Source organism: Paenibacillus sp. WG02 (assembly GCF_055396115.1).
Window position 1 is genome coordinate 837,407 of record NZ_AP036016.1, and the last position, 24,994, is coordinate 862,400.

At 44.6% G+C, this 24,994-nt stretch carries 24 protein-coding genes and 2 pseudogenes; 22 read left to right on the forward strand and 4 right to left on the reverse strand.

The genetic code is table 11. From position 1 onward, the window contains the following. The first annotated feature begins 34 nt into the window (after window positions 1-34). The 8 genes from ACBP55_RS03770 (at window position 35) to ACBP55_RS03805 (ending at window position 9,883) form a co-directional block, all read left to right on the forward strand. Window positions 35-190 (forward strand): hypothetical protein, encoded by a 156-nt coding sequence (locus tag ACBP55_RS03770; protein ID WP_464649890.1) that lies wholly within the window; start codon window positions 35-37, stop codon window positions 188-190. Beyond that, entirely contained in the window at window positions 187-618 is a 432-nt protein-coding gene (locus ACBP55_RS03775) for a type VI secretion system tube protein Hcp (RefSeq protein ID WP_464649891.1), read from the forward strand. Before ACBP55_RS03770 ends, ACBP55_RS03775 begins: the two co-directional genes overlap by 4 nt. Before the next feature lie 9 nt (window positions 619-627). After that, window positions 628-4,803, forward strand: coding sequence for an immunoglobulin-like domain-containing protein (locus ACBP55_RS03780; RefSeq protein WP_464649892.1), 4,176 nt, complete (start codon window positions 628-630; stop codon window positions 4,801-4,803). Continuing rightward, the gene (locus ACBP55_RS03785) at window positions 4,790-4,891 is read left to right on the forward strand and encodes an S-layer homology domain-containing protein (protein ID WP_464653222.1); all 102 of its coding nucleotides are present in this window, start codon (window positions 4,790-4,792) and stop codon (window positions 4,889-4,891) included. Before ACBP55_RS03780 ends, ACBP55_RS03785 begins: the two co-directional genes overlap by 14 nt. Before the next feature lie 147 nt (window positions 4,892-5,038). Beyond that, window positions 5,039-5,272: a hypothetical protein gene (locus tag ACBP55_RS03790; RefSeq protein ID WP_464649893.1), complete on the forward strand. Its 234-nt coding sequence runs from the start codon at window positions 5,039-5,041 to the stop codon at window positions 5,270-5,272. Continuing rightward, window positions 5,269-5,664 (forward strand): type II toxin-antitoxin system VapC family toxin, encoded by a 396-nt coding sequence (locus ACBP55_RS03795; RefSeq protein ID WP_464649894.1) that lies wholly within the window; start codon window positions 5,269-5,271, stop codon window positions 5,662-5,664. Before ACBP55_RS03790 ends, ACBP55_RS03795 begins: the two co-directional genes overlap by 4 nt. Before the next feature lie 373 nt (window positions 5,665-6,037). Then, a complete protein-coding gene (locus ACBP55_RS03800) occupies window positions 6,038-9,169 on the forward strand; it encodes an S-layer homology domain-containing protein (protein WP_464649895.1) in 3,132 nt (1,043 codons plus the stop codon). Between the two features lie 237 nt (window positions 9,170-9,406). Next, window positions 9,407-9,883 (forward strand): GNAT family protein, encoded by a 477-nt coding sequence (locus tag ACBP55_RS03805; RefSeq protein WP_029195534.1) that lies wholly within the window; start codon window positions 9,407-9,409, stop codon window positions 9,881-9,883. A gap of 68 nt (window positions 9,884-9,951) precedes the next feature. On the opposite strand, the gene ACBP55_RS03810 is transcribed toward ACBP55_RS03805, so the two are convergent. The 3 genes from ACBP55_RS03810 to ACBP55_RS03820 form a co-directional block, all read right to left on the reverse strand. Further along, complete coding sequence (locus tag ACBP55_RS03810) at window positions 9,952-10,950, reverse strand: type I glyceraldehyde-3-phosphate dehydrogenase (protein ID WP_173192683.1); 999 nt, start codon at window positions 10,948-10,950, stop codon at window positions 9,952-9,954. An 86-nt stretch (window positions 10,951-11,036) separates the two neighbouring features. Continuing rightward, on the reverse strand, window positions 11,037-11,264 hold the full coding sequence (locus ACBP55_RS03815; RefSeq protein ID WP_464649896.1) for a DUF896 domain-containing protein: 228 nt from the start codon (window positions 11,262-11,264) through the stop codon (window positions 11,037-11,039). A 43-nt stretch (window positions 11,265-11,307) separates the two neighbouring features. Then, window positions 11,308-11,877 carry an FAD-dependent oxidoreductase gene (locus ACBP55_RS03820; RefSeq protein ID WP_464649897.1) on the reverse strand — a complete coding sequence of 190 codons (570 nt, stop codon included), beginning with the start codon at window positions 11,875-11,877 and terminating at the stop codon, window positions 11,308-11,310. A 673-nt stretch (window positions 11,878-12,550) separates the two neighbouring features. On the opposite strand from ACBP55_RS03820, the gene ACBP55_RS03825 reads away from it, so the two are divergent. The 5 genes from ACBP55_RS03825 (at window position 12,551) to ACBP55_RS03845 (ending at window position 17,910) form a co-directional block, all read left to right on the forward strand. Further along, window positions 12,551-13,522 (forward strand): aldo/keto reductase, encoded by a 972-nt coding sequence (locus ACBP55_RS03825; RefSeq protein WP_464649898.1) that lies wholly within the window; start codon window positions 12,551-12,553, stop codon window positions 13,520-13,522. Window positions 13,523-13,707: 185 nt separating this feature from the next. Continuing rightward, on the forward strand, window positions 13,708-14,097 hold the full coding sequence (locus ACBP55_RS03830) for an iron chaperone (protein ID WP_464649899.1): 390 nt from the start codon (window positions 13,708-13,710) through the stop codon (window positions 14,095-14,097). A 358-nt stretch (window positions 14,098-14,455) separates the two neighbouring features. Continuing rightward, on the forward strand, window positions 14,456-14,968 hold the full coding sequence (locus ACBP55_RS03835; RefSeq protein WP_464649900.1) for a DUF5317 domain-containing protein: 513 nt from the start codon (window positions 14,456-14,458) through the stop codon (window positions 14,966-14,968). A gap of 1 nt (window position 14,969) precedes the next feature. Continuing rightward, a complete protein-coding gene (locus ACBP55_RS03840) occupies window positions 14,970-17,309 on the forward strand; it encodes a sensor domain-containing protein (protein ID WP_464649901.1) in 2,340 nt (779 codons plus the stop codon). A gap of 220 nt (window positions 17,310-17,529) precedes the next feature. Beyond that, on the forward strand, window positions 17,530-17,910 hold the full coding sequence (locus ACBP55_RS03845; protein WP_464653223.1) for a DUF6155 family protein: 381 nt from the start codon (window positions 17,530-17,532) through the stop codon (window positions 17,908-17,910). Between the two features lie 49 nt (window positions 17,911-17,959). Here the strand turns inward: ACBP55_RS03845 and ACBP55_RS03850 are convergent, their stop codons facing one another. Beyond that, a complete protein-coding gene (locus ACBP55_RS03850; RefSeq protein ID WP_464649902.1) occupies window positions 17,960-18,721 on the reverse strand; it encodes a Fic family protein in 762 nt (253 codons plus the stop codon). A gap of 595 nt (window positions 18,722-19,316) precedes the next feature. Between ACBP55_RS03850 and eutL the strand changes: the two genes are divergently transcribed. The 9 genes and pseudogenes from eutL to ACBP55_RS03895 all read left to right on the forward strand — a co-directional run bounded on the left by eutL (window position 19,317) and on the right by ACBP55_RS03895 (window position 24,993). Further along, complete coding sequence (gene eutL / locus ACBP55_RS03855) at window positions 19,317-19,973, forward strand: ethanolamine utilization microcompartment protein EutL (protein ID WP_464649904.1); 657 nt, start codon at window positions 19,317-19,319, stop codon at window positions 19,971-19,973. Between the two features lie 20 nt (window positions 19,974-19,993). Next, window positions 19,994-20,494 (forward strand): BMC domain-containing protein, encoded by a 501-nt coding sequence (locus tag ACBP55_RS03860; RefSeq protein ID WP_464649906.1) that lies wholly within the window; start codon window positions 19,994-19,996, stop codon window positions 20,492-20,494. Window positions 20,495-20,498: 4 nt separating this feature from the next. Then, window positions 20,499-21,987 (forward strand): annotated as a pseudogene (locus ACBP55_RS03865) (acetaldehyde dehydrogenase (acetylating)). Between the two features lie 18 nt (window positions 21,988-22,005). After that, a complete protein-coding gene (locus tag ACBP55_RS03870; RefSeq protein ID WP_047676490.1) occupies window positions 22,006-22,293 on the forward strand; it encodes a BMC domain-containing protein in 288 nt (95 codons plus the stop codon). Window positions 22,294-22,301: 8 nt separating this feature from the next. Then, entirely contained in the window at window positions 22,302-23,240 is a 939-nt protein-coding gene (pduL, locus tag ACBP55_RS03875) for a phosphate propanoyltransferase (RefSeq protein ID WP_464649907.1), read from the forward strand. Beyond that, window positions 23,177-23,917, forward strand: a complete 741-nt coding sequence (locus ACBP55_RS03880; RefSeq protein WP_464649909.1) for a hypothetical protein — start codon at window positions 23,177-23,179, stop codon at window positions 23,915-23,917. Before pduL ends, ACBP55_RS03880 begins: the two co-directional genes overlap by 64 nt. 6 nt (window positions 23,918-23,923) lie before the next feature. After that, complete coding sequence (locus ACBP55_RS03885) at window positions 23,924-24,232, forward strand: EutN/CcmL family microcompartment protein (protein WP_464649910.1); 309 nt, start codon at window positions 23,924-23,926, stop codon at window positions 24,230-24,232. Next, window positions 24,208-24,549, forward strand: coding sequence for a BMC domain-containing protein (locus ACBP55_RS03890; RefSeq protein ID WP_029195550.1), 342 nt, complete (start codon window positions 24,208-24,210; stop codon window positions 24,547-24,549). Before ACBP55_RS03885 ends, ACBP55_RS03890 begins: the two co-directional genes overlap by 25 nt. A gap of 16 nt (window positions 24,550-24,565) precedes the next feature. Next, a pseudogene (locus ACBP55_RS03895) lies at window positions 24,566-24,993 on the forward strand (EutP/PduV family microcompartment system protein). Window position 24,994: the final 1 nt, after the last annotated feature.

Here is a 24,994-nt window from a genome sequence, read left to right on the forward strand (position 1 = left end):
ACTCTGGAATGAAATTTGTCATTTTGGAGGGTTTATGATGAGAAAATATGTGTTATATGTCGTGTTGGCATGGGTGATTGGTTGGATGGGTATGGTGACGCCAAGTACGGCCTCGGCCGTTGGTACGCCGAACAAAGGGGAGCAAATCATTACGATCTATTTGAAATATCCCGGAGTTGCCGGGGTGTGAACCCGGCAAAGACGGGGATAACAGCAAACGGATGGATCGTGGTGGATTCCGCAGAATTGCAATTGGCGACTCAGGTCAACAGGCCAGTGTCAGGCGGTTATACGGTTGGAAGACCGGAATGGAGCCCAATGACGATTAAGAAAGAGAAAACGAACCATTATTTGCTGCCGATGCTCAAACAAGCTTTGACTGGCGATTTGAACGTCGCAGGCCCGGCGGAAATCTCTTTCGTCGACGAGAGCAATCAGGAGGTTATGCTGTATTCCTTGTCCAACCCTTTTCCAAGCTCTTATTCGATGAAAGCCACTAGTCAGTTTAAATCGGAAGAAGTTATTGAACTGGTGTATAAAAAGATTACGATGACCACCAGCACCTCGGGAGCCCCGCAGAGCTTAAGTTACGATTTATCTTTGAACATTGTGAATTAACGGGTTGATATGATGAAAAGATATGTAGCTGCATTAGGAATCATGGTATGTATCGCCGCTTCAGGGGGCACATTTGCGCTCGCAGATCCCATCTGGGATGCAAAAGCAGGCGTCAACGGCATCAGCCACGGCTATCTGAACGGCCCCGGGCAGTTGGCCTTTGACTCACATGGGCGGCTTTATGTGATTGACCGGTACAATGACCGGATTGAAATCTATGACGGGGCGGGGACGTATTCGGCGTCCCTGGGTCGAACCGGCTCCGAACAAGGGGGGCTGCTCCGTCCCGCAGGAGTCGCGGTTGGCACCGGCGACCAAGTCTTTGTATCCGATAGTGGGAACCATCGCATCCAGGTTTTTGACGAGAATGGGGATTACTTGAGGGAGTGGGGGCAGCTCGGCGTCAAGCCAGGTGAGTTCAGCTCTCCCGGGGGCGTTACCGCAGATGTCTACGGAACGATCTATGTCGCGGATACGGGGAATAACCGCATCCAAGTGTTCGATGGGGATGGCACGTTTGTTCGCACTTGGGGAGGAAGAGGCTCTAAGCAGGGGCAGTTTGTCGATCCTGCCGCCGTGTGGGCAGCTCCGGACGGCAAGGTATGGATCACTGATACCGGGAACCATCGGATTCAGGTGTTCGACGGCAGCGGCAACTATTTGTTTCAGTTCGGAGTCAAGGGGGGCGGGCCGGGAAGGCTGTTCTATCCGCAAGCCATAGCCGGAGACGGGCATGGGATTCTGTATGTCGCCGATGGGATGAATCATCGGATTCAGGCTTTTACCTCGGAGGGTGTCTATTTGAAATCTTGGGGACGCTTCGGCGCAGGGGAGAACGGGCTTAACCTGCCCTCGGGCCTTGCCGTTACCACTGGGGGAATGGCCTATGTGGCTGATTCGGGCAACCAGCGCATCGTCGATTTCCGTGTGAATTCCGCTCCGGTGGCAAGTTTGCCCTCGTGGACGGGCGAGGGGACTGTGGGCAAGGCGGTATACGCCCACTACACGTATAACGACCCGGATGGCGACCCGGAGGACGAGGCTGCGTACCGGTGGTATAAGGCGGATGATGCTGACGGAAGCAACCGGCAGGAGCTCGCTGGTCAGACGCTTCCTTGGTATGTTCTACGTCCAGAGGACCAGGGGAGTTGGATCAGGTTCGAGGTCACGCCGAAGTCTGTGAGCGGCGTGGTATATGGTGATGCGGTGCTCAGCGGCTGGATCGGTTCGGTGGTTGCGGGCTCGGGCGTAGTAGGTATGATTGCACCTACGATTCAAACTAGCAGCACCGGATGGACTTATGGGCCTGTTACCTTTACGTTATCAGGAAGCACGGTTCCGGAGAGCGGTGTTCAGAAGTACCAGTATAAGCTCGGAGCCGGTGGCGAATGGATGGATTACTCCGGCAGCGCCGTAATGGTGGATGTCGAAGGGGAGATTCAGGTATATGCCAGGGCGCTAGATCATGAGGGGCATATAAGCCCTGAATCCTCCGCTGTTGTGCGCATCTATCGAGGAACTCCGTCGCTGACCCTGTTGGGGGATGCGACGATGACGCTAGAAGCGGGCAGCGTGTACGCGGATCCAGGGATTGTGGCGAGTGATGCGCTAGAAGGAAGCATCAGCAGCCGGGTTGTTGTGACGGGGACAGTCGATCCTAGTCATCTCGGTACGTATGAGGTGCAGTATGCCGTCACCAACTCGGTTGGGATGAGCGCGACGGCAACACGAACCGTCGTTGTGCAGGATACGGCGAAGCCAGTCATTACGTTGCTGGGGGATAATCCGGCCGTCGTGCCGGTTGGCGGGACGTATCAGGATGCAGGCGCTGTGGCGCAGGACGCATATGAAGGGAACGTGACCTCGAGGATGACGGTCACTTCGAATGTGTATGTGAGCCGGGCCGGAACGTATACGGTTCGCTATAACGTGGCGGATAGCTCCGGTAATACGGCGGTAGAATTGGTAAGAACGGTTCAGGTCGTGGACAGGGGTCAGCCGTACATTGTGCTGAATGGCGCCAACCCGCTCGATTGGCAAGCGGGAACCCCCTACGTTGATCCGGGAGCCTCGGCCTACGACGGCGAGGACGGGGATTTGACCGGCAGCATGACGGTAAGCCAGTCCGTTTATGTGAATCGACCGGGAACCTATTCCGTCGTATATCGGGTATCGGACCGCAGCGGGAATGCTGCCCAAGAGGCGGTTCGGGTGGTGAACGTGGTCGACACGACGCCGCCGGTAGTGACCTTACTTGGGGATAGCACTGTGACCTTGGCATATGGGGCACCGTTTGCTGATCCGGGGGCAACGGCTCACGATACGTTGGAAGGTGATCTGACCGCTTCCATCGTCGTCACGGGTACCGTTGATACCCACCGAGCCGGCGAATATACGCTGCAGTATCGGGTGAGTGACTCGTCAGGCAATGCCTCCCTTACAGCAATGCGCACAGTTCGCGTGCTGGAACAGGTGTTGCCGGGAGGTTCCGATCATACTTCTCCTACGGCGCCGACGATTCAAACCGGTGTTGCTGGATGGACCTATGGGCCTGTTTCTTTTACGCTATCGGGAAGTACGGATCTGGAGAGCGGCGTTCAAAAGTACCAATACAAGCTTGGAGCCGGCGGCGAATGGACGGACTATCCCGGAAGCGCCGTAACGGTAGATGCCGAAGGCGAGTCACAGGTATTCGCCAGGGCGATGGATCATGCAGGGAATATCAGCCCTGAATCCTCCGCTGTTGTGCGCATCTATCGAGGAACTCCGTCGCTGACCCTGTTGGGGGATGCGACGATGCCGCTAGAAGCAGGCAGCGTGTACGCGGATCCGGGGGTTGTGGCGAGTGATGCACTAGAAGGTAGCATCAGCAGCCGGGTTGTTGTGACGGGGACAGTCGATCCGAGTCATCTCGGTACGTATGAGGTGAAGTATGCCGTCACCAACTCGGTTGGGATGAGCGCGACGGCAACACGAACCGTCGCTGTGCAGGATACGGCGAAGCCGGTCATTACGCTGCTGGGGGATAATCCGGCCGTCGTGCCGGTTGGCGGGACGTATCAGGATGCAGGTGCTGTGGCGCAAGACGCATATGAAGGGAACGTGACCTCGAGGATGACGGTCACTTCGAATGTGGATGCGAGTCGGGCTGGAACGTATACGGTTCGTTACAATGTGGCGGACAGCTCCGGCAATATGGCCGTAGAAGCGGTACGCACGGTTCATGTAAAGGAGTCGCCTACCATTCCGGTTTCTCCACCGGGGCCAGTAGTGAACGTACCTGAGATACCTCCGGCGCCGCAAGCACCGTCGACGGTCATCCAGATTCCGGTTGAGCTGGGAAAAGTGGTTCGCGGAGCATTAAGCGGATATCTGGACATCCAGATTCCAAGCGGTGCCATGCCGGCCGGGTCAGAAATTCGCATGGCGGTTTCTTCCGACCCGTTAGCACGTCAGACTGTTCCTGTGTCGGGCAAGCTGACCAGCGAGATCATCGACATCACGAGCTCGGCTGGAAGCCAGATCTCCGAGCCGGTATCCGTAACGATCCATTACTCAGCAGAGAAGGTTCCTACTGGTCAGCAGCCTGCCCTTTATTACTACCACAAGGAGCAGCAGCGATGGATCTATGTGGGCGGTCAAGTGACGGAGACCGGCACCCTACAGGCGGAAATGAACCATTTTAGCCAAGTTGCAGTGATCGCTAAGCCGCCGGTTGTTTTCAAGGATATGTCCGGCCATTGGGCTGAGACTGAAACGAAACGGCTCGCAGGCATGGAAGTAATAACGGGTATGGAGGAGGGCGTGTATGCTCCGGGAGCAACGGTGACACGAGCTCAGTTCGTGGTGATGCTCTCCAAGACCTTCGGTCTTCAGTCTGCGCCTGCACCTGCAATCAAGGATGACAAGCGCATCCCGTCTTGGGCAAAACCCCACATCGTGGCAGCCGTCGAAAAAGGCTGGATTCAAGGCTATCAGGAGGGAGACGCGCTGCAGTTCCTGCCGGATCAGGGTATGACCCGAGCGGGAGCTGGCGGTGCTGATGGAGCGTATCATGAACAGTTACCAGCAGGGTGCTCCATCCGATTCCGCGATCAAGCGCTACGAGGATCAGGCCTCCCTACCGGTTTGGGCGGATTCCGCGATTCACCGGATGACGGAATCCCACTTGATGCAAGGCTATGATGACGGCAAGTTCCATCCGGAGCGTCAAGTGACCCGAGCGGAAGCCGCTGTGCTGCTGTATCGTTTATTGGAACAGCTGCATATGTGAGGAAGAGATTTGGGTTTAAACAAGTTTTTAATGGGACTGCTTTTAGAGGCAGTCTCTTTTTTTATATACCCAAGTAGGAACACAGGTGTTTGGATCTTTAAAACGTGTGGTATAATGAATATATAAAATCGTATTGGAGGGATAACCTTGATCCCCAAAAAAATTGATTTTCAGACGGCAAGTGCAATTAAATCGATGCTTCAAAAGCTAAATATAAATAATGCCCGTGTTATTATTGATCTTGAAAAGCAAACGGTTGAAGCCCAAGATGATGATTATTCCATCGATGATCTTCTTGAAGCAGCTGGGACGTTATCTCCTGAAAGAGGCAAAGAACTACTCGATGAGGTGAAAAGATCACGTGAGGAATGGGATTCATGAGTCGAGGATATTTGCTTGACACTAATATTGCAATTGCAATTCTTGTTAATGAGAATACTGTAATCGATTTTATTCAACAAGCTTCAAGAGATAAAATGCCGATATATTTTTCTACAATTACTGAATGTGAAGTATTTTCCGGCTTAAAACCTGAGGAACAGTTGCGAGCGGAAAAGCTATTTACCTCTAAAAGATGTGTAGAAGTAACATCCGAAAACGCCAAGTTAGCTGGAACTATTCGCAGGGATCAAAAAAGCAAAGGACGAAAACTAAAGACTCCAGATGCTATCATTATAGCCACTGCTCTAATAAATGAATTAACTCTAATATCAAGAGATTCCGACATGAATTTTGTTCATAACGAACTCGCAATTCCTTTAATAAAAATCTAGCTTCTATATAATAATTAAGCTACCGCCTATCATCACGATCTGATGTGAATGGGCGGTTTTTCTTGTTCTAGTCTCTAAAGGCAGCCAAACTCGCAAAGCAACCTGTCTGGATAACGCATGCATCGAATCTTTTTTTTCGAAGGAGTGAGCCTTCTTGAGCATATTCTATGGCTCTTGAGGGCTTATTTTTAAATTAATCAAAATTTGATGTTATCAGACAAAATAATACAATTTATTCAGTTTTATTTTAGTATACTTCAATTGAGTCGAGGCATTGTCATTGGTCATATAGCTAAATGGAAGAGGGGGCAAAGAGAGTCTGCCATAGAATTCATGTTTTTATTTCTGGTAATTTAAGAGGAGTGTTATGAGTATGTTTCATCGGGTAGTTACATTATTTAGTAGAGTTTGTTTATTGATTATTGCAGGTTTGGTAATTTGTCCGATTATTTCGAATGCATCTTTTGATGTGTATGTTCCTTCGTCAATTACATATAATCCTGCAACAGGACGTGTGACCGGTACTGTATATTCTTATGATTCTCAGATCAAAGTTGATTTTCGAAATCGATTCGGTAGGTTAATTAATACAGTTGGAAGCTATTCACCAAGTAAAGTTGTGTTTGGCTATGACCCAAGCATGATTATAAACCAATTTGATATCGATGCAATTACCGGAACAAATTTTAATCCTGACGCCATTAATATAGAAACAAGATTTTATAATAACTTTGACAAAGTTTCAGTGACATCAGGCGTATATAGCTACTCAAGTAGTAGCTCATTATTTAAAGATTTTACAATTGGTTTGCCTAACACGATGTATACGGGAGTCAATAATGTTCCATTTACACAATATATAATGGGGACTGCAGCGTACTATGGCAATCCGTTTGAAAAAGAAGGCTATTCGGGGGCAGGAGGCTATGACCTTAAGTCATGTCAAATAACTTCTTCTAATCCCGCTATTGCTAGTATTGAAGCATATGCTCAAATTACAACGAAAGCACCAGGAAATACTACAATCACAGCAGTATGTAATGGAATTAGTCGTTCTCAAAACATTAAAGTAGAGCAAGGATCATATAAAGGCTTAACCCTGCCTTTTCCATTCGATACATACTTGAAAGGGTATTCTAACAATTATTTCATGGTTAATGCATTTGATCAAAATGGGGTATTTCATGATGTTACCTCTTACGCTACATATTCTTATTCGGATAGCTCGATACTTAACATTGACCCGGTTAATAAGAGAGCTAACGCTACAGATTTAGGATATACAGTAATATCAGCTACTTATAAGGGTTTAACCTCATCTGTACCGGTTATTGTAGTAGGAGCCAGTGATCCTAATGTAACGAACACCGCTTTCTCTCAAAATACCCAAACTACCTTGCAAAATAAAAGCTTTGCCGCGGGAACGACTATTCGCCCTGAATTTCAGGCATTTATAATAGACAAGTCGGCGTATACTGATGTCACAAGTGATACATTATTTGTGTTGGATGATGCTAGTAAAGGGCGGGTTAATCCGGATCGCTCCATCACTTTAACAAAGTCTGGACCTGTGACAATCATTGCAATATACAAGGATGCCTACCAAAAACTATTTATTAATGTAACTCCACCTAGGGTTACTTCTATTCATTTCAGTACTAACAGTTATACTTTACATGCTGGAGAAACCCTTGATACTGTTCTATCTGCAACTTACTCCGATAAGACGACTCGTGATGTTACGAATCTCTCACATTTTGTAACTTCAGATTCTGGAGTGGCTAAAATTGATGAAAAAGGTGTGATAAAAGGCATTCGACAGGGTAACGCAACTATTACTGCTGTCTATGTCTCGAACGATGGAGGATATAGTACAAATGCAGATGTTGTAGTTCTTCCACAACTTGAACCTCCAATTCCAGCTGACACAGAGTCTCCGGAATGGCCAACCAATATGACTACAAGCGCCACTGAGATCACTACAAGTAGTGCAACCTTAAATTGGGCTGCGGGAATCGATAATGTGGGTGTTACGGGATACAAACTGTACACAGTGACGGGCAGTACGTACAGCGAAGTAGCTACAATATCAGACACTACAACACTTTACCATTTAACCAAGTTAACTCCGAATAGCGATTATGCATATGCGCTTAAAGCTGTTGATGCAGCAGGTAATAGTAGTAGGTATAGTCCGATTATTCAAATTCACACACTTTCAAGTGGAGGTGGCGGGGGAGGCTTTGGGGGAGGTCCAGTCGATACCGTAAAATGGGATATTGTAAATCAGAATGGAACTATCCGCATCTCTTCTAGTGTCGATCCTGATCAAATTAGGAAGCTGACGGCAGATCAATCCAAAGCTGGTAAACGCGAAATTCCTATTGATTTAAAGACGAAGGCTGAAGGGTATGATTTCCAAATCAATGCTAGCTTGATAGATGAGATCAAAAGTAAGATGGACGATGCTGTACTAGTTGTAAATACAACCTTGGGAACAGCACGCATCCCATTTAATGTATTGCAAGAAGCAGTGAAAGCAAATGGCGGAACGGATAAGATGAGCCTAAAGGTTAGTATCGATGCTTTACCAACGGCTAGCCAACAGGATCTAGAGAAAACCATTTCCTCTAAGGGGGGAGTAAGTATAGGTAAAGCTCTTTCCTATGAACTCTCTCTCATGGATACTAATAAAACTATTGCGACAATCGATTCTTTTTCCGAATTTGTTGGGCATATTCTCCTTTTACCTACTGATTATAAATTAAAACCAGGTGAAAAGATTAGCGGTGCTGTGTGGGACCCTAAGACCAACGAGTTGGTTTCTGTTCCTTTAACCTTTACTCCAGAAAAAGACGGTAAGCCTGCATACGTAACACTTTGGAGAAAAGGAAACTCAATCTATACCGTTTATAAATCTGAAAAGCATTTTGCAGATGTAAAAGATGACTATTTTGCAAAAGCTGATGTCGAGTCTTTAGCCTCAAGTCATGTTATTCAAGGTTTTGAAGATGGCTCCTTCAGGGCTGATGCGAGTGTCACACGTGCAGAGTTTGCGACCCTCCTAGGAAGAGGCCTCGGACTAAAATCAGTTAATAGTTCCGATAAACGATTCTCAGATGTGAATTCTAAAGATTGGTTTAGCAAAGCTGTTCATACAGCTGTCAGCGCAGGCCTAATAAACGGATATGAAGATGAAACATTCCATCCTAACAAAGGCATTACACATCAAGAAGCGATTACGATGATAAGTAATGCTCTGAGATTCATTAATTCCGCCTCTAAGTTGGATGACTCCGAACGTGCATTTTATGTGAAGAGAATGAATGAATTAGCTATCAAAGTGGATGATTGGGCGAGTGATTCTACGGCCTTGGCTTTAAAACGGAATGTTTTGAATGCGAGTAACGGATTCTCCTTCAAAAAGGGTTCCAATACAACACGCGGGGAAGCCGCCTTGCTGATCAATCAACTGCTTCGGAATGCTGCTTGGCCAGAGAATTGATCCAAACCTTTTGGTTAAATTATCAGCAGTTATTTACTTAGTAAGAGACTATTAGATATAGAACCTACATGCGCTGTTCTGTAAGGAGCAGAGTTTGTAGGTTTTTTTGTTCCCCGGCGTCTAATAGTATATGTGCTATACATGATTAGCTATAGTTAACACTATTAACCAACATAAGGGATGTGGTGTAGAAGTATGTTATACTTCCGTTAGCGACAAGTGAAAAGGAGATTTATAATGCCTACGATTACGAAAAGACCATTCGATCAAGAGTTCCAAACGATATTAAGTGAATTGCAATCCGGGTACCATGCAGGGGAATTGAGTAAGAAGGAAAGCTCGGAGCTGCCTAACGATGTATATCTCATTGAAGTTGAAAATACGATGGTGGGGTATGCCGTGGTTTGGGAATACACGAGTGCGAAACAGCTAATTCAGAAAGCGGAGAAAGATTATTTTAACGATGATGAAAAATACTTAGAACAAGACTTCTATATCGATATCAAGAACAAAACAGATTATGTATTTATAGAAGCATTGGATGTGCTGAAAGAATTTGAACGGAAGGGCTATGCAGCTTTCTTCATGGACTGGCTTAAACTGACATACCCTAATAAGAAAATGTATGTTTATTCATTAGAAAAGTCACGTAATTTTTGGTATAAGCAGGGTTTTGAGGTTGTGGGTCATACAGTATGGATGTCGTATAATTAATTCTCAAGCTGCGGTAGGACCACCTCTATATAAACGGAGGTGATCCTACGTATTCAATGGCAGCGATTTTACTTATTAACTAGAAAAGCTGCAACTTCTGCTAATCGTGAAGCATAACCCCATTCATTATCGTACCAAGTTGCAACGGATAGGATTTCACCCTGCAGTTGGGTCAAAGGAAGGTCAATGATGGAGGAGTGGGGGTCGCCGACGATACGAGACGATGCCCATTCACCTTCCAGAACATCAAGAACTCCCTTTAATTGACCATCTTTGGCAGCACTACGGAAAATATCATTTACCTGCTGTACCGTACACGGCTTTTCCGTCACAAGGTTTAATTCAGCAATACTTCCGGTGCGCGTTGGAATGCGGTATGCTTTCCCAGTAATCTGCAAATCATTCCAGATAAATTTAAGGGCTCTTGCAGCTCCTGATGAAGAAGGAATGATATTCTCAGCTGCAGCCCACGAATCTCGGCGATCCTTCATAGGCTGATCCGTTAGCGACTGGGTGTTCGTGTAAGAATGGACGGTGGAGAAAAGACCATACTTAATGCCGAAGTTTTCTTTGACTATTTTGACCACTGGAGCCAATGCGTTGGTCGTACAACTCGCCATGCTAATAATTTTATGCTTTTCCGGATCAAAACTATCCAGATTTATCCCTTTCAGCAATACAGCGTCACAATCTTCAAGGCTCTTGCTAGGCCCACTAACTAATACTCTATTTGCCCCGCGATCCAAATGAACCTGAGCAACAGCTCGGGTGACAGCTCGGCCTGTACAGTCAATTACCAGATCTACATCTAATTCTTTCCAATTAGGGACTTCCTTCGATGAATCGATAAACTGAATTTCGCGTCCACCGATCACCATACTGCCTTCTTGTGCCGATACGGCTTCGTGCCAGCGCTTATAATTGGTATCAACTTCGAACAGAGCGGCAAGTGTTGCTGCGTCCTTAATATCGGAGATGGACACGGGAACGAATAGTTGATCCTGTAAAGCCACTCTTAACAATTGTCTGCCAATACGCCCAAATCCAAATATTCCTATTTTGCCCATGGTATAACCTCCATTGAATAATATGAATTTCCTTACGGGTACGCCTCAATTTTAACACATTTTGTTTCCTATCACTCAAGAAGCATTTATCTTTCAGCTATTTTGGCTTGTTCTTGTTTTAATCTTTCAGGGGTAACATTATCTCCGTTCGGATCAATAATAGTAGAATTCAAGAGCAAGCTGTCTATTGAACCACGAAATATTTGAAGATATTCTTTTCGCAAATTGGCTTGTTCTGCTTTTTCAATTTCCGTTAACCCGATTTCCCTTTCTTTTCTTGAAAGCTCATTAATTTTATTTAAAATGATAAGCATGGTGAATCACTCCTTTTATGATTTGTGTAAAGTTGGTAAATTTTTATTCAGAAGTTTTCAAAATATCATGATCAACGTATCTTTCCCCATTCATTTCGCTAATGACATTTATTGCCACCCTAGCTCCGTCACCGGCAGTGATGATGGCATGGACGCTAACGCCAGCTGCTGTACCTGCTGCCCAAATACCATCCAAACTTGTTTGGCCATTTGTATCAACCTCAATGACTGTCTTAATTCGCGGTTCGGTTGCTGGTTTTGTTTTCAAGCCCAAATGTTCCGCAAGCTCTGTTAAAGCTCCTGTTGCAATAATGATATATGTTGCTTCATGTTGTCCGATATTGGTTTCAATGCGAAAACCTGCATCTATTTTAACGATATTTTGAACCTTCTCTTCCTGCAATGCAGCGCCAAATTTAACGGCCTGTTTCTTTCCAATATCGATAAGATCAGGGCCGGAAATTTCTTCAATGCCATAAAAATTTTCAAGCCAGGCCCTTTTTGTCATGCTTTTATCATTATGGAGGAGTAAAGTATTCTTTCCTGCTTTTGCTGCAAACAATGCTGCACTTGCTCCAGCGGGACCTGCGCCAATCACTGCGATATCGTACATATCAACAACTCCTTCGAATGTGGTTAATTAAGTTTAAATTGTCTTAAATTTAAGATTCTTAGTTATGAGATAATAATAGGCTTTATAAAGTGAAAAGTCAATAGGTATTTTATTGGCAATGGAAAGGACTAACTTAGTTTTGGTGGTTATAAATTAATCATGTTTGGACTAGGAACCGATAAAATACGTATGATCCAGTCTCTTTATGAAAGCGAAGCTTTAAAACTCCATTATGGAATCCATGCGGAATTTTTAAATACGGAAAGTCTAGGAATAGTATAGTACGTTCAGGAAAAGGATTTATTTGGACAGGTACTATTCTATTAGCCCTAGCTATTGGTGGATTTTTTCTTGCCTGGCATTTATTTTTTACATATCTGCAATTTATTAAGGAATTAAATAAATAAAAACATGCGTTTTAAGGGGAAATGTTCTCATTCAAAGAATCCGAGTATGCCCTAATAAACGACTTCATGGTTAGTATTATTCTTAAAAATTCTAATTAATGTGGTTAACCTCTCGAGATGGGAGGTTTATTCGTTTAAGCATTAATAATTCCCGTCCCATACTTACTCCAATGTTACTAACTGACAACTTTTTCAGTTCTTATCAGGCTTTTTGTTTCCCTGTATAATAGCAGTGAAAGATAGAGATTATAGATGGAGGGCTGAAAGTGAACTTTAGAACTCTTGGAAAAACGGGATTACAGATATCGGAAATCGGGTATGGTGCATGGGGCATCGGCAAGACGGCTTGGATCGGTGCATCCGACGATGAATCGATCGATGCGCTGAATCGTTCCATTGAGCTGGGGCTGAATTTTATCGATACAGCCTTGGGTTATGGAGATGGTCACAGTGAAAGACTGGTCGGGCAAGTTGTAAAAGCCCACGATAAGCCAATTTATGTGGCTACCAAAATTCCTCCAAAAAATAGACAATGGCCTGCTCGGGACGGGGTTCCTGTGGAAGAAGCGTTTACGGCAGAGCATGTTATTGCTAGTACAGATCAAAGTTTGCGAAATCTGGGCTTGGATACGATCGATGTGCAGCAGTTTCATGTCTGGTCGGACGAGTGGGTTGGTCAAGGAGATTGGCTGGAAGGGATCCGCAAACTTAAAGAGCAAGGTAAAATCCGCTATTTTGGCGTATCGATTAATGATCATCAACCGAACAACGCCATCAAGTTGATAGAATCTGGGCTTGTAGATACAGTACAGGTCATTTATAACATTTTTGATCAAAGCCCTGAGGATCAACTGCTGCCTGCCTGTGCCGAGCATAATGTCGGTGTCATTGTCAGAGTTTCGCTGGATGAAGGCGGCTTGACGGGGCGAATTACCCCGGATACGACGTTCAGTGAGGGTGACTTCCGCAATAACTATTTCCGAGGTGACCGCAAACAACAGGTGTATGAACGTGTTCAGAAGATCGCTTCCGATCTGGATATTTCCATTGATAACATGCCGGAAATCGCACTGCGGTACGTGCTCAGCCATCCTGCTGTTTCAACAGTCATTCCGGGGATGCGCTCAGTTCGTAATGTGGAGAATAATATGCGGGTTGGAGATGGGCAAGGATTAACAAAGGAACAAATCGAGAAGCTCAAGCCGCATCGCTGGATTCGGGATTTCTATAGAGGTTGATTCATTAATGAACAAGCGGTTAATCCTTTAGGGGATTAGCCGTTTTTTTATACCTGTTTGCCAGTCTACCAAGCTTAAAATTCCGGAACCGAATGTCCATCTGACGCTAGGGTATGATTGCCTATACATTCTGGAAAAGATGATATAATAAGACTACTAAATAGGTGCCTATGGAAGGAGAAGTCATGGACGGAATCAAAATTAATTATGAATCTATTGATGCATATATTTCTATGTTTCCACCGGAGGTTCAGGAGATCCTTAACAGATTACGAGAAGTTATCAAAGAGTCAGCCCCAGGTGCAGAGGAAAAGATCAGTTATCAAATGCCTACGTTTGCTTTACATGGAAACTTAGTGCATTTCGCCGCTTATAAAAATCATATCGGATTTTATCCAGCAGCTAGCGGAATTGAAGCTTTTAAAGATGAGTTATCCCAATATAAAGGAGCAAAAGGGTCCGTGCAATTTCCAATAGATAAGCCGCTTCCTTATGATTTAATAAGTAGGATTGTTAAATATAGGGTGGCTGAGAATATAAGGAAAGCTGAGGGGAAATTGATAAAGTTGAAGTAATTGTAGGATCTAAATACCTAGGGACCTTCCTTGCAAATTCATGGGTATTCCCTTTCTTTGCTTAGTGTTTCGAATGTCATTTTATATCGAATTATTGAATATTTTGAATATTTTCATTGTATAAAAAACCCATTAAAAGTATAATTTCATTAATGGATTTTTCCATATGAATAGACATTCTTTTCAAACAAAGGGGAGGAAACGCAATGAAAAATTGGAAGAATTGGTTACTTATGACACTGGTTTTGGCAGCTATGGTTTATTCATCCGTTGTATCGCAACCATGGGCGCCATAATCCAAAAAAGGAGCTAGGCGAAACCTAGTTCCTTTCACTTTTATTTAAAGGAATGAACAAATATGATCTACTTTATTATTGCTGGCATTATACTTTGTATCATCTTGAAACGCAATTTATTGACAGTTGTGAATTCCTTTACTGCTTTCAGAATGCCTTATTTACTGATCGGTACCTTTGCGTTTCAAATTTTTATTTATTGGTTGAGTAATAGTACTCATCGTAATTATCCTATTCTGCTTGAACTCTCGTTCGCTGTAATAATCGTAGGCCTATGGATGAACAGGCATTTACCGGGAATTATTTTTATATGTTTTGGGGCTGGGCTTAATCTATTAGCGCTTATTATACACGGTGGTTTAATGCCAGTATCAGAAAAGGCTATGATGATGTCCGGTTTTAATGGTTTTTCTCTTGATGCTGACGATCCTCGACATCAATTAATGAACACATCCCATTTTTGGTGGTTGGGAGATTGGATCCCTTTTTTCAAACATGCGATAAGTATAGGAGATATTTTTGTGGGTTCCGGATTTGTTCGATTTCTATTAGGAACCGCTGCAAAGAGGGAGTAGCATGAAGGACAAAAATTGGTACACCATGGCATTATTCTTGACCGGAATATATACGCTCTATATCGGCTTCGGATTTCTACAATCCAATAAGGATTGGAAATCTATAATTATAATTTGCTTAATATTAATAGTTGATCTGTTTCCGACAAAATTGCCAAATGGACTTTGGTACAGCGTTGGAACACTAAGTATCCTTTATTTAACGTATTCAAAAGGTATCTCAGCAAGCACGATTCCGATCATACTCAGTACATTAATGTTTTTTTTGGTAGCTAGCAAACCTTTCTATAAAATTAACTGGTATCGCTTGTTTTCAACTTTAGGCATGTACTTTATTAGTATGGTATGTTCGGCGATTACATTGAAATTTATGAATCAATTACCACTCCTGATTCAAATTATGGGTATTACCTTCGTTTTTGAAAATGTTAACTTTTTAATACTTGCGGGAATCAAGAAGTTTGTAAATAAAGCTCCGTTTTTTAATAAAATAGCTTTAAAGCAAATTTATATATTTCATGTTTGTATACTATCCATTCCGTTGTATCATCTAGTTCAGTCTACGAATACGATCGATCTTCTTACTGAGACAATGCTTACTGTCTTTCTCATGCTAGTTATTAACTTCCTAATCTCAGCCTATAACAAGCATATCTATAAAATAGAAGAAAGCAAACAACGCTATCAGTCTTTATTTGAGCATAATCCAGATATTGTTTTCACGTTAGATTTATCTGGTAAAATTACGAGTATTAACCCGATGTTGGAAAAATTACTTGGCTATTCCCCAGAGTCTATATTGGATGTTAATTTATTCGAATATGTGATTTCTACAGGGAAACAAGAGGCGATACATCGTATAGAACAAGCGCTGCTGGGAAATCCGCAACAATTTACGATGGGCTTTTTAACGAAAGAGGGTACAAGTCGTGATATGTTCATAACTTGCGGTCCGACGGTAGTGAATGATCAAATTGTTGGGGTCTATGGAATTGCTAAGGATATTACCGAGCAGAAGCAAGCGGAACAGATTATTCATAGAATGGCTTACTTCGATGAAATAACCGGGCTGCCGAACCGAAGCAACTTTCAGGAATGTATGGCGGAAACAATTGATAAAGCTCGTAACAACTCCTTAGCTGGATTAATGTTTCTGGATCTGGATAAATTCAAACATGTAAATGATACCCTGGGGCATCATACAGGTGATCTTCTATTAGTTGATGTATCCAAACGCATTATCCAATCTGTTCCGGAAGGATCTATCGTATCTAGGCTGGGGGGCGATGAATTTACGATTATTTTTCCGAATATAAGTGATACAGATGAGGTAATACCTGTTGCCGATGCCATCTTACAAGCATTAGCTGAACCTTTTTATTTGCATAATAGAGAATTATATATAACGACCAGCATAGGGATTTGTATATATCCTGAACATGGGACCGATGTGGAAACGCTGATCAAAAATGCAGATGCCTCTATGTATCGAGCCAAAGAATCGGGTGGAAACACCTACAGCGTATATTCGAAAAATATTCAAGAGCTTAATGAAGCCAAACACAAGATACATTCTAATTTGCATAAAGCGATCGAGCGCGAAGAATTTTATTTGCATTTTCAACCGAAGATCGATTTGACTACTGATCAAATAAACGGAGTAGAGGCCCTTATTCGATGGGAAAATCAAGCATTGGGAACTATGTCGCCTGTTCAGTTTATCCCGATCGCTGAGGAGAGTGGCTTGATCCTGCCCATTGGAGAATGGGTGCTAAGGTCGGCATGTAAGCAAAATAAAGCTTGGCAGGATGCGGGTTTTCCTCCTATTGTGATGTCGGTTAATCTTTCCTCGATTCAATTGCAGAACGAGCATTTAGTCCGTACGATTGGGCAAATTTTGCGGGAAACGGAGCTAGCTCCTCAGTGGCTGGAGATTGAGATAACGGAGAGCATGCTGTTGCAAAATACCCAACATACGATGAGGGTGCTGGAAGAAATAAAAGAGCTCGGTATTTCTATTTCCATCGATGATTTTGGAGTGGGTTACTCTTCGCTTAGCTATTTGAAGCATTTTTCATTTGATTATTTGAAAATGGACAAGTCTTTTATTGATAACTTAAACATGTCTCCAAAAGACGAATTGATTATAAGCGGTATTATCAAATTGGCACATAGCTTAAACATGAAAGTTATCGCCGAAGGAGTCGAATCGAGTGAACAGCTTTCTTACTTGCGTGAGCAAGGTTGTGATGGCGTTCAAGGGTATTTGATAAGCAAACCTTTGTCGGCAGGGGAGTTTATTGAGCGGGTGTGGCTTTTACAAAAAAAGATGGAATTGTAGTTGAGACAGAATAGTTATCTTAAAAGAAAGGAAAGAGAGTTACTATGACCAAGATTTCAATACCGGAGCTTAAAAAACAATTGAAAACGTATAAAGCTGATGAGCTAGTCTCTATCATTGTCGATTGTTATAAATCAAGTAGCGATGTAAAGAGCTATATTCATATGATGCTGGAGCCTGAAAGTACAGAAGATCAGTTGTTTGATGAAGCCACAAAAAAATATTACATCAGTTTTACCCAGAGCGCGGTGAACCTAAGCTTAAATTGGCTGAAGCGAAAAAAGCTATTTCTGAATTCAGCAAGCTTTGTAATAATGAAGCGAGAACGATAGATTTAATGATCTACTACGTAGAGTTGGGTGTGGATTTTACCAACGAATATGGAGACATGTACGAATCATATTATTATAGTATGGGGTCAATGTATCGCAATGTACTTCAAAAAATAAAAGCTGAGAATGGTAGCGGATTATTTCATCTATTTCGAGATAGGCTGAAAGGAATTGTTCAGGATTCGGGGGGAGTAGGTTGGGGCTTTCATGATCATCTCGTTGAGGTTTATTATGAATTTGCAGCTGACTATGAAGATGAAATTGAGTAGGTATTACAGATAAAAGGAGATACGTCTTGTGACGTATCTCTTTTAAATCTCAATCAACAATAGAGATCACATATTCTCCCCGATTTTCACCAGGTCTAATTACCCCTAAATCTTTCAGTTTTGATAAATTCTTGGCAATACTTGATGAAGATGCATCTAAGGTATCGTCGAATAACTGCCTATGAAAGACCTCGCCATCTTCCATTCTAGCTATTAGTTCAAACATCGTTCTTGCGTGGCTCTTCCCAAGTATCTCTCGCATGTATTTAATTTTGTCATACCTTTGAAGTTCATTCAGAACTCTTGTAAGCGATGCATTGACACACTCAAGGTAAAAAATGAGGAAGGGCTTAAGGTCGCCTTGTGTAGCTATCATTAGAGTATCATAATAATCTTCTATTCGTTTGTCGAAATATTCTTCAACACTAAATGCATCTTTAATCTTAGAGAGATCGTTATGAATTAGTCCTACTAAGGTTGAATATGCCCGAGCTGTCCGTCCGTTCCCATCAGGAAATGGATGAACGTATCCGATCAAATGATGGGTAATGCCCGATATCAATAGAGGATGAAGCTTTTTCTCTTGAATGATTTCAGAATCATAGGCACTCATACATCCTGTTACACTAGTATATAACCAAGAGAAGAAGGCATTCATCAAATGGGGGACCTGATTAAAAGCGGGAGGCTGATAACTAATGTTTCCATCGCCGTCTTGAAGTGCAACAGGAATTTGCCTATAGCCCTCCGGGTATCCGGTTAAATCTTTCATTAGTAATTGTTGTAATTTTTTGAAAGTAAGCTCATCCATGTCTGAGAAATCTTTAAAGGGGTCTAGTTCATAAATAAACTCATATGCCTCGAACACATTTCTCACTTCAAGTTGAGCTTTCTGTTTAATGGTTAATGGATTCTTTTTATAATCCTGATAGAGCTTTTCAACTTCTTTATATTCTAGTTTGTTTTGTTCTATTTTAGTTGTAAAATGTGCGGTCTTAACAGAATAAGTTGTTGAATCTCGTAGTCGAAGGGATTAACATTAGGGCGATATACCAACCGAGCCCCATCATACATGAAATGTTCAGATGAAAAAGTATATGTCATTTTACATCACTCCTTTACACTTGAAAATGCTTATATATTAAGGGTTTATACTAGTAATTATTATATTCAATTACACTTATTATGTACACATTTAAATGCAGATAAACTAGCCTAGTTTTTCCGCAAAGAGTAACTATTTGCTGAGAGAAAAACAGAAACGGAATATTCCTTGTACAACCCGCATATTCATAATCAAAAGTATAAATAGCAGGCAAAGGTGCCTTAGGTCCAAGAGCGACACGTCGTTCTCTGCACCTGGACACCTTTTTGTTTTCATTCATTCAGGCGAAGAGGTGAAAGGAGTGAAACAACAACCAATTCGAGCCATTCCGCTCGCTGTCAGGATCATCCCTAATGTGGATGCCGGCTTGGCTCTTCAGTTGGAATTGAAGCCGGGCATTCGCAGTCTCGGTCTGTTAACGTCCAGCATCGATGATGTGGGCTACACGGCTATCGATGAAGCAACGAAGAATGCAGCAGTTGAAGTGGTATATGCTCGCTCATTTTATGCGGGATCAGGTCATGCTTCTGGACCGCTATCAGGTGAATTTATAGGGATCATAGGCGGTGCATCGCCTGCAGAAGTGAGAAGCGGGCTAGATGCAGCTATCCAAGTGATGGAGACTGGAGCTTGTTTTTACTCTCTCAACGACGAGGGAACGCATGCTTACTATGCTCATGTTGTCTCCAGAACCGGTTCTTATCTGTCCGCATTGGCGGAAATTCAAGAAGGAGAGCCTCTTGCCTATTTGATTGCTCCGCCTCTCGAAGCCGTTTACGGACTCGATGCTGCACTTAAGGCAGCCGATGTACGCATGTGCAAGTTTTATGGCCCTCCGACGGAGACGAATTTTGCGGGAGGATTATTGACAGGCAGTCAATCTGCTTGTACGGCAGCAGCCGAAGCGTTCGCGGAGGCCGTTCGAAGCATTGCTCGAGAGCCTAAGAAAATAGGGTAAAAAGAAGCGGGTGTTTACAAATGGATGGAAGATTGATGTCTTTGGGCATGATCGAAACATACGGTCTGCCTGCCTTGATTGCAGCAGCAGACGCCGCAGCCAAAACCGCGGATGTGAAGGTAACGACTTATGAAAAAGTGGATGCCGGCATTGTAACGATCTATATTTTGGGCGATGTTGCAGCGGTCAAAGCTGCCGTGGATGCAGGTGCGGCAGAAGCGAAGCGAGTGGGCAAGCTGTTATCCACACATGTTATACCGCGACCTGATCCTGCAGTACACACGATGATTCAGGAGGCTTGGGCTAAAAACCAATCGAATGCTTCACCAAAGGAGGAGGAGCTCAATAAGGCTCCAGTGCCGCCGGAAGTGAGTACACCGAATTGGAGCAAAATGACCGTAGCACAGCTCAGAGAGCTTGCGCATCATACCCCCCGATTCCCAATAACCGGTCGGGATATCCAATTGGTTAGCAAAGCCGAACTGGTGAGGCTTTTCGCGGGAATGGAGGGGGAGAGCTAATAACATGAAGCTCGATAGCGATTTACAAGCGATCCAGGAGGTCCGCCATTTCCTTCAAGAGGCGAAGGCGGCACAAAAACAACTGGAGAAAATGACGCAATCGCAAATTGACGTCATTGTAACAGCCATGGCTCAAGCGGCGGAGTCGGAAGCAGAGCGGCTGGGCGTTATGGCCGTAGAAGAGACAGGCTTCGGAAAAGTCGCCGATAAAAAGGCGAAAAATCTCTTCGTTGCAAGAGATGTCTACTCGGCAATCAAGGACATGCAAACGGTTGGTATCATCCGCAAGGATGATGTGAAGCAAGTCTGGGAAATCGCTCAACCCGTCGGTATTGTTGCAGCCATTATACCTTCAACGAACCCAACATCGACGGTCTTGTTCAAATGTATGATTTCACTTAAATCAAAAAACGCCATCGTAATCAGTCCGCATCCATCGGCCCTGCGATGTTCACAGGAATCGGCAGCCGTCATGCGGGCTGCAGCGGAGAAGGCAGGAGCCCCGCCCTGGGCTGATTCATTGTCTATCGGTTCCGTCCCTTGAGGCGAGCGGCGAGTTAATGAAGCATAAGCTGACCGATCTCATTTTGGCAACGGGCGGAACCGCAATGGTCAAGGCCGCTTACAGCTCCGGTAAGCCCGCATACGGTGTCGGACCCGGCAATGTGCCGGTTTACATACACAGGAGTGCAAATATCGCCCGAGCTGTCAGCCTGATTTTGCAAAGCAAAACGTTCGACTACGGAACGATTTGCGCTTCGGAACAAGCGCTTGTCGTCGATCAAGCGGTAAAAGCGGAGCTGGTCGCGGAGTTGGAGCGGCAAGGGGCTTACTTTTTGAACAAGCAAGAAAAAGAAAAGGTCGGCTCGATCCTCACCATTGGAAAAGGGATGAACCCACATGTGGTTGGCCGTTCTCCGCAAGTGATTGCTGGCAAGGCTGGCATAACCGTTCCAGAGGATGCAAGGGTACTGGTCGCGGAAGAGTCGGAGGTAGGACATGCGTATCCATTTTCCATGGAGAAACTCAGTCCTGTAATTGCTTTATATACCGTTAACGACTGGCAAGAAGGCTGCCACCGCTGTATCCAACTGTTGGAGCTTGGAGGTCTTGGACATACACTCGGCATTCATGCCGAGGACTTGTCGATCATTGAGGCGTTCGGTTTGGAGAAACCAGCATCGCGCATTGTGGTGAATACAGGCACTACGTTCGGGGGTATCGGTGCAACGACGGGGATTATGCCATCGATGACGCTGGGCTGTGGTTCCTATGGCAACAACATTACATCCGATAACATTGGACCTCAACATTTGCTGAACATCAAGCGAGTAGCTTTTGGTATAAAAGAGATGCCGAAGGAGCCCGATACGAACCGTGTTGTAGCGCTAGTGGCGGAAAATTTGGAAAGCTCTAATAAACTAGGTATTACGCGCGATGAAGTTGCGCAGATCATTAAAAGTGTGCTTTCCGAAATGCATTTGCATCCATAACCCAAGGAGGAAATCCAAATGGCAGGAGAAATGGCAGCTTTAGGTTTGGTGGAAACGAAAGGCTTGGTAGGTTCAATTGAAGCGGCAGACGCGATGGTCAAGGCAGCGAATGTGAGATTGGTCGGTAAAGTTCATGTTGGCGGAGGACTGGTCACGGTCATGGTTAGAGGAGATGTTGGCGCTGTAAAAGCGGCCACGGATGCAGGTGCTGCAGCTGCGGAAAAAGTGGGAGAGCTTGTTTCGGTTCACGTGATTCCTCGTCCGCATTCAGACATTGAGTTCATTCTTCCTAAGCTAGAAGGTTAAAAACGTCTATGACGCTTATTACGGAATCGCATCTGCGAACGCAACTGATTAAAGGCCTGCCTAATCCGTTTCCGGTTATGGATGGGGATAAGCTGACACCGGCTGCTGCTGACTTTTTAAAAGATAGGGGAATCCCTTTGCGGCGCTTGGCCCCTTCGGAGTCAAAAATCCTTCCTGGCAACGAGGATATTGGGCTCAAGCTCATTCCAGTCGGCGTGTCGAATCGGCATGTTCACCTCTCTCCCGAGCATGTTGAAGCGTTGTTCGGCGCTGGTTATGCATTAACTCCTCAACGTGAGTTATCCCAAAAAGGTCAGTTCGCTGCACGCGAAACCGTGACATTGGTTGGTCCGAAAGGAATCATCCAACATGTCCGCATTCTGGGTCCTTCACGTGGAGCGACCCAAGTGGAGATCTCGCGTTCAGATGGTTATGCGCTTGGCGTTCATCCTCCGGTCCGGTTATCCGGTGATATCCAAGGTACACCAAGTATTACACTCGTTGGTGCGAGCGGAACGATTGTTTTGCAACAGGGACTGATCATTGCCAAGAATCATGTCCACATGTCCCCTGAAGATGCCCAAACCTTTCAGGTCAACCAAGGAGACCGCATTATTGTCCAAGCAATGGGGGAGCGGCCGGTCATTTTTGCCGATACGATCGTGAGAGTTAGCGCGCATTTTTCACTGGATTTTCATATCGACATTGACGAAGCGAATGCTGCCCATTTGAATACAGGGGATAAGGTTCAGATGATCAGCAAAAACGGTGAAATCACGCGTGCCGAAAGGAGGCAGCTTAGGTGGAGATCAAGCAAATGGTCGAATCTATTGTTCGTGAGCTCATTGATTCATTGGAGAATCAAGCGGCCAAGCGGCCAAAGGTGCTTTACATTTTTTACGACAGTACGGCTCATGAGGCTTTTACCGATCATTTTATATGGTTAAATAATCACCAGGTTAATCATGATATTTTGTTCCTGGATGGCGAAGCTTCTTCTTGGCTAGGTAGGCATCAAATTGAATGCGGCGGTCGTGGCAAGACGATTGCATCCGACGAATTCGCCCCGTCGCCACTAGAGGTGCCTCTCGAATATGAGGGTATCGTGATCCCGGAAATTGATCTTGATAATGCGGCAAGGGCCGCTCTTGGCATGAAAGGGACCATCATATCGGAGATCATCTTTTCCACGTTGGTTCAGAATAAATTTGTGCTCATCGGCGATGATATTTCCGGATTAAAAAGGGCAGACCGACGGACGCTCAAAGCAATAACACTGCCTAAGCCTTATGTGAACCTTTTTGATTATTACAAAATGGAGCTGCAAATGTATGGCGTTGAATTTGGTCCGTTGAAGCTGCTGGCTGAAATGGTTGTGAACAAAATCAGTTCGGACTCTAAAGTCGTAGGACCCAGCAGCTCTATGGAAAAAGACGAGCGCACCGAGGATAGCGGGCACATCGTTTATGAAGGAAGGCTCATATCAGCGGATTGGGTGACGCAGGAATCCAAAAATAAATTGCTTCGCACACTGCGAGTTGGCAAGAGAACGATCATATCTTCACTGGCCTATGACATGCTGAAGGAGAAAGGCATCACGATCGAATATGCAGCTGAAGGGTGAGGTCCTATGTTTTTAGGAAAAGTAATCGGCAGTGTATGGGCTACGCAAAAAGAAGTGGGCATGGACAATTTGAAATTGTTAGTGATCCAGCCAATGGATTTCAGAGACAGCGAAGCGGGCACTCCGATCATTGCCGCAGACCGCATTGGAGCTGGTGTTGGCGAGAACGTGATTGTGTCCAGAGGGAGTCCGGCCCGAACCTTGTTCACAGATAAAATGGTTCCTATTGATGCAATGATCGTAGGCATTGTAGATAGCTATGAAGTCGCGCAAGAAACCGAGGAGGAAGTATGGAAGAGCAGAAGCAAAGAGTGATTCAGGAATATGTGCCCGGCAAACAACTGACACTGGCTCATGTGATTGCCAATCCAGACCCGGTTTTGTATACGAAGCTCGGTATTGAAGAGAGAAATGCGATCGGGATTTTAACGCTTACCCCTACGGAAACGGCGATCATTGCTGCAGATATTGCGACCAAAGCGGCTAGTGTGGGCATCGGTTATTTGGATCGGTTTACGGGATCGCTCGTGCTCACGGGTGAAGTAGCCGCTGTGGAGATGGCGATTGAGGCTGTGAATGCTTTCTTGCAAGATAAGCTGAAATTTGCGACTGCACCCATAACGAGGTCATGAATTTATGAAAAAAGTAATGATCATCGGCGCTGTCCGAGCTGGAAAGTCAACGTTAATCAAAGCCTTGTTTGGGGAATCGGAACCGGCGACCAAAACTCAAAGTCTCATCTATCGAGATTGGATCATTGATACACCCGTGAATACAGTGAGAATCCTTTATATTATCGCTCCCTAATAGCGACCTCTCATGAGACTGCAGCAGTTGTTCTTGTGCAAGATGCTACTCGGAACAGAAACTATTTTCCTCCCGGTTTTGAACAGGGGTTTTCGATGTTGACACTTGGGGTCGTGACTAAAATTGATCACCCGAAGGCAGACATTGATAGAGCCATAAGCCTTCTAAGGCAGTCATTGCCAGAAGGTGAAATCTTTTTAACATCGGCTGCATCCACGGAGGGAATTCAAAAGCTGAAGGAAAGACTTATGGAGTTTGTACAGAAGTAAA

Bases quoted from the DNA above. Each gene is read 5' to 3' on its own strand.
- ACBP55_RS03770 (WP_464649890.1), top strand. From the start codon at position 35: ATGATGAGAAAATATGTGTTATATGTCGTGTTGGCATGGGTGATTGGT.
- ACBP55_RS03780 (WP_464649892.1), top strand. From the start codon at position 628: ATGATGAAAAGATATGTAGCTGCATTAGGAATCATGGTATGTATCGCC.
- ACBP55_RS03785 (WP_464653222.1), top strand. From the start codon at position 4,790: ATGCAAGGCTATGATGACGGCAAGTTCCATCCGGAGCGTCAAGTGACC.
- ACBP55_RS03795 (WP_464649894.1), top strand. From the start codon at position 5,269: ATGAGTCGAGGATATTTGCTTGACACTAATATTGCAATTGCAATTCTT.
- ACBP55_RS03800 (WP_464649895.1), top strand. From the start codon at position 6,038: ATGTTTCATCGGGTAGTTACATTATTTAGTAGAGTTTGTTTATTGATT.
- ACBP55_RS03805 (WP_029195534.1), top strand. From the start codon at position 9,407: ATGCCTACGATTACGAAAAGACCATTCGATCAAGAGTTCCAAACGATA.
- ACBP55_RS03810 (WP_173192683.1), bottom strand. From the start codon at position 10,950: ATGGGCAAAATAGGAATATTTGGATTTGGGCGTATTGGCAGACAATTG.
- ACBP55_RS03815 (WP_464649896.1), bottom strand. From the start codon at position 11,264: ATGCTTATCATTTTAAATAAAATTAATGAGCTTTCAAGAAAAGAAAGG.
- ACBP55_RS03820 (WP_464649897.1), bottom strand. From the start codon at position 11,877: ATGTACGATATCGCAGTGATTGGCGCAGGTCCCGCTGGAGCAAGTGCA.
- ACBP55_RS03830 (WP_464649899.1), top strand. From the start codon at position 13,708: ATGGACGGAATCAAAATTAATTATGAATCTATTGATGCATATATTTCT.
- ACBP55_RS03835 (WP_464649900.1), top strand. From the start codon at position 14,456: ATGATCTACTTTATTATTGCTGGCATTATACTTTGTATCATCTTGAAA.
- ACBP55_RS03840 (WP_464649901.1), top strand. From the start codon at position 14,970: ATGAAGGACAAAAATTGGTACACCATGGCATTATTCTTGACCGGAATA.
- ACBP55_RS03850 (WP_464649902.1), bottom strand. From the start codon at position 18,721: ATGGATGAGCTTACTTTCAAAAAATTACAACAATTACTAATGAAAGAT.
- ACBP55_RS03860 (WP_464649906.1), top strand. From the start codon at position 19,994: ATGGATGGAAGATTGATGTCTTTGGGCATGATCGAAACATACGGTCTG.
- ACBP55_RS03870 (WP_047676490.1), top strand. From the start codon at position 22,006: ATGGCAGGAGAAATGGCAGCTTTAGGTTTGGTGGAAACGAAAGGCTTG.
- pduL (WP_464649907.1), top strand. From the start codon at position 22,302: ATGACGCTTATTACGGAATCGCATCTGCGAACGCAACTGATTAAAGGC.
- ACBP55_RS03885 (WP_464649910.1), top strand. From the start codon at position 23,924: ATGTTTTTAGGAAAAGTAATCGGCAGTGTATGGGCTACGCAAAAAGAA.
- ACBP55_RS03890 (WP_029195550.1), top strand. From the start codon at position 24,208: ATGGAAGAGCAGAAGCAAAGAGTGATTCAGGAATATGTGCCCGGCAAA.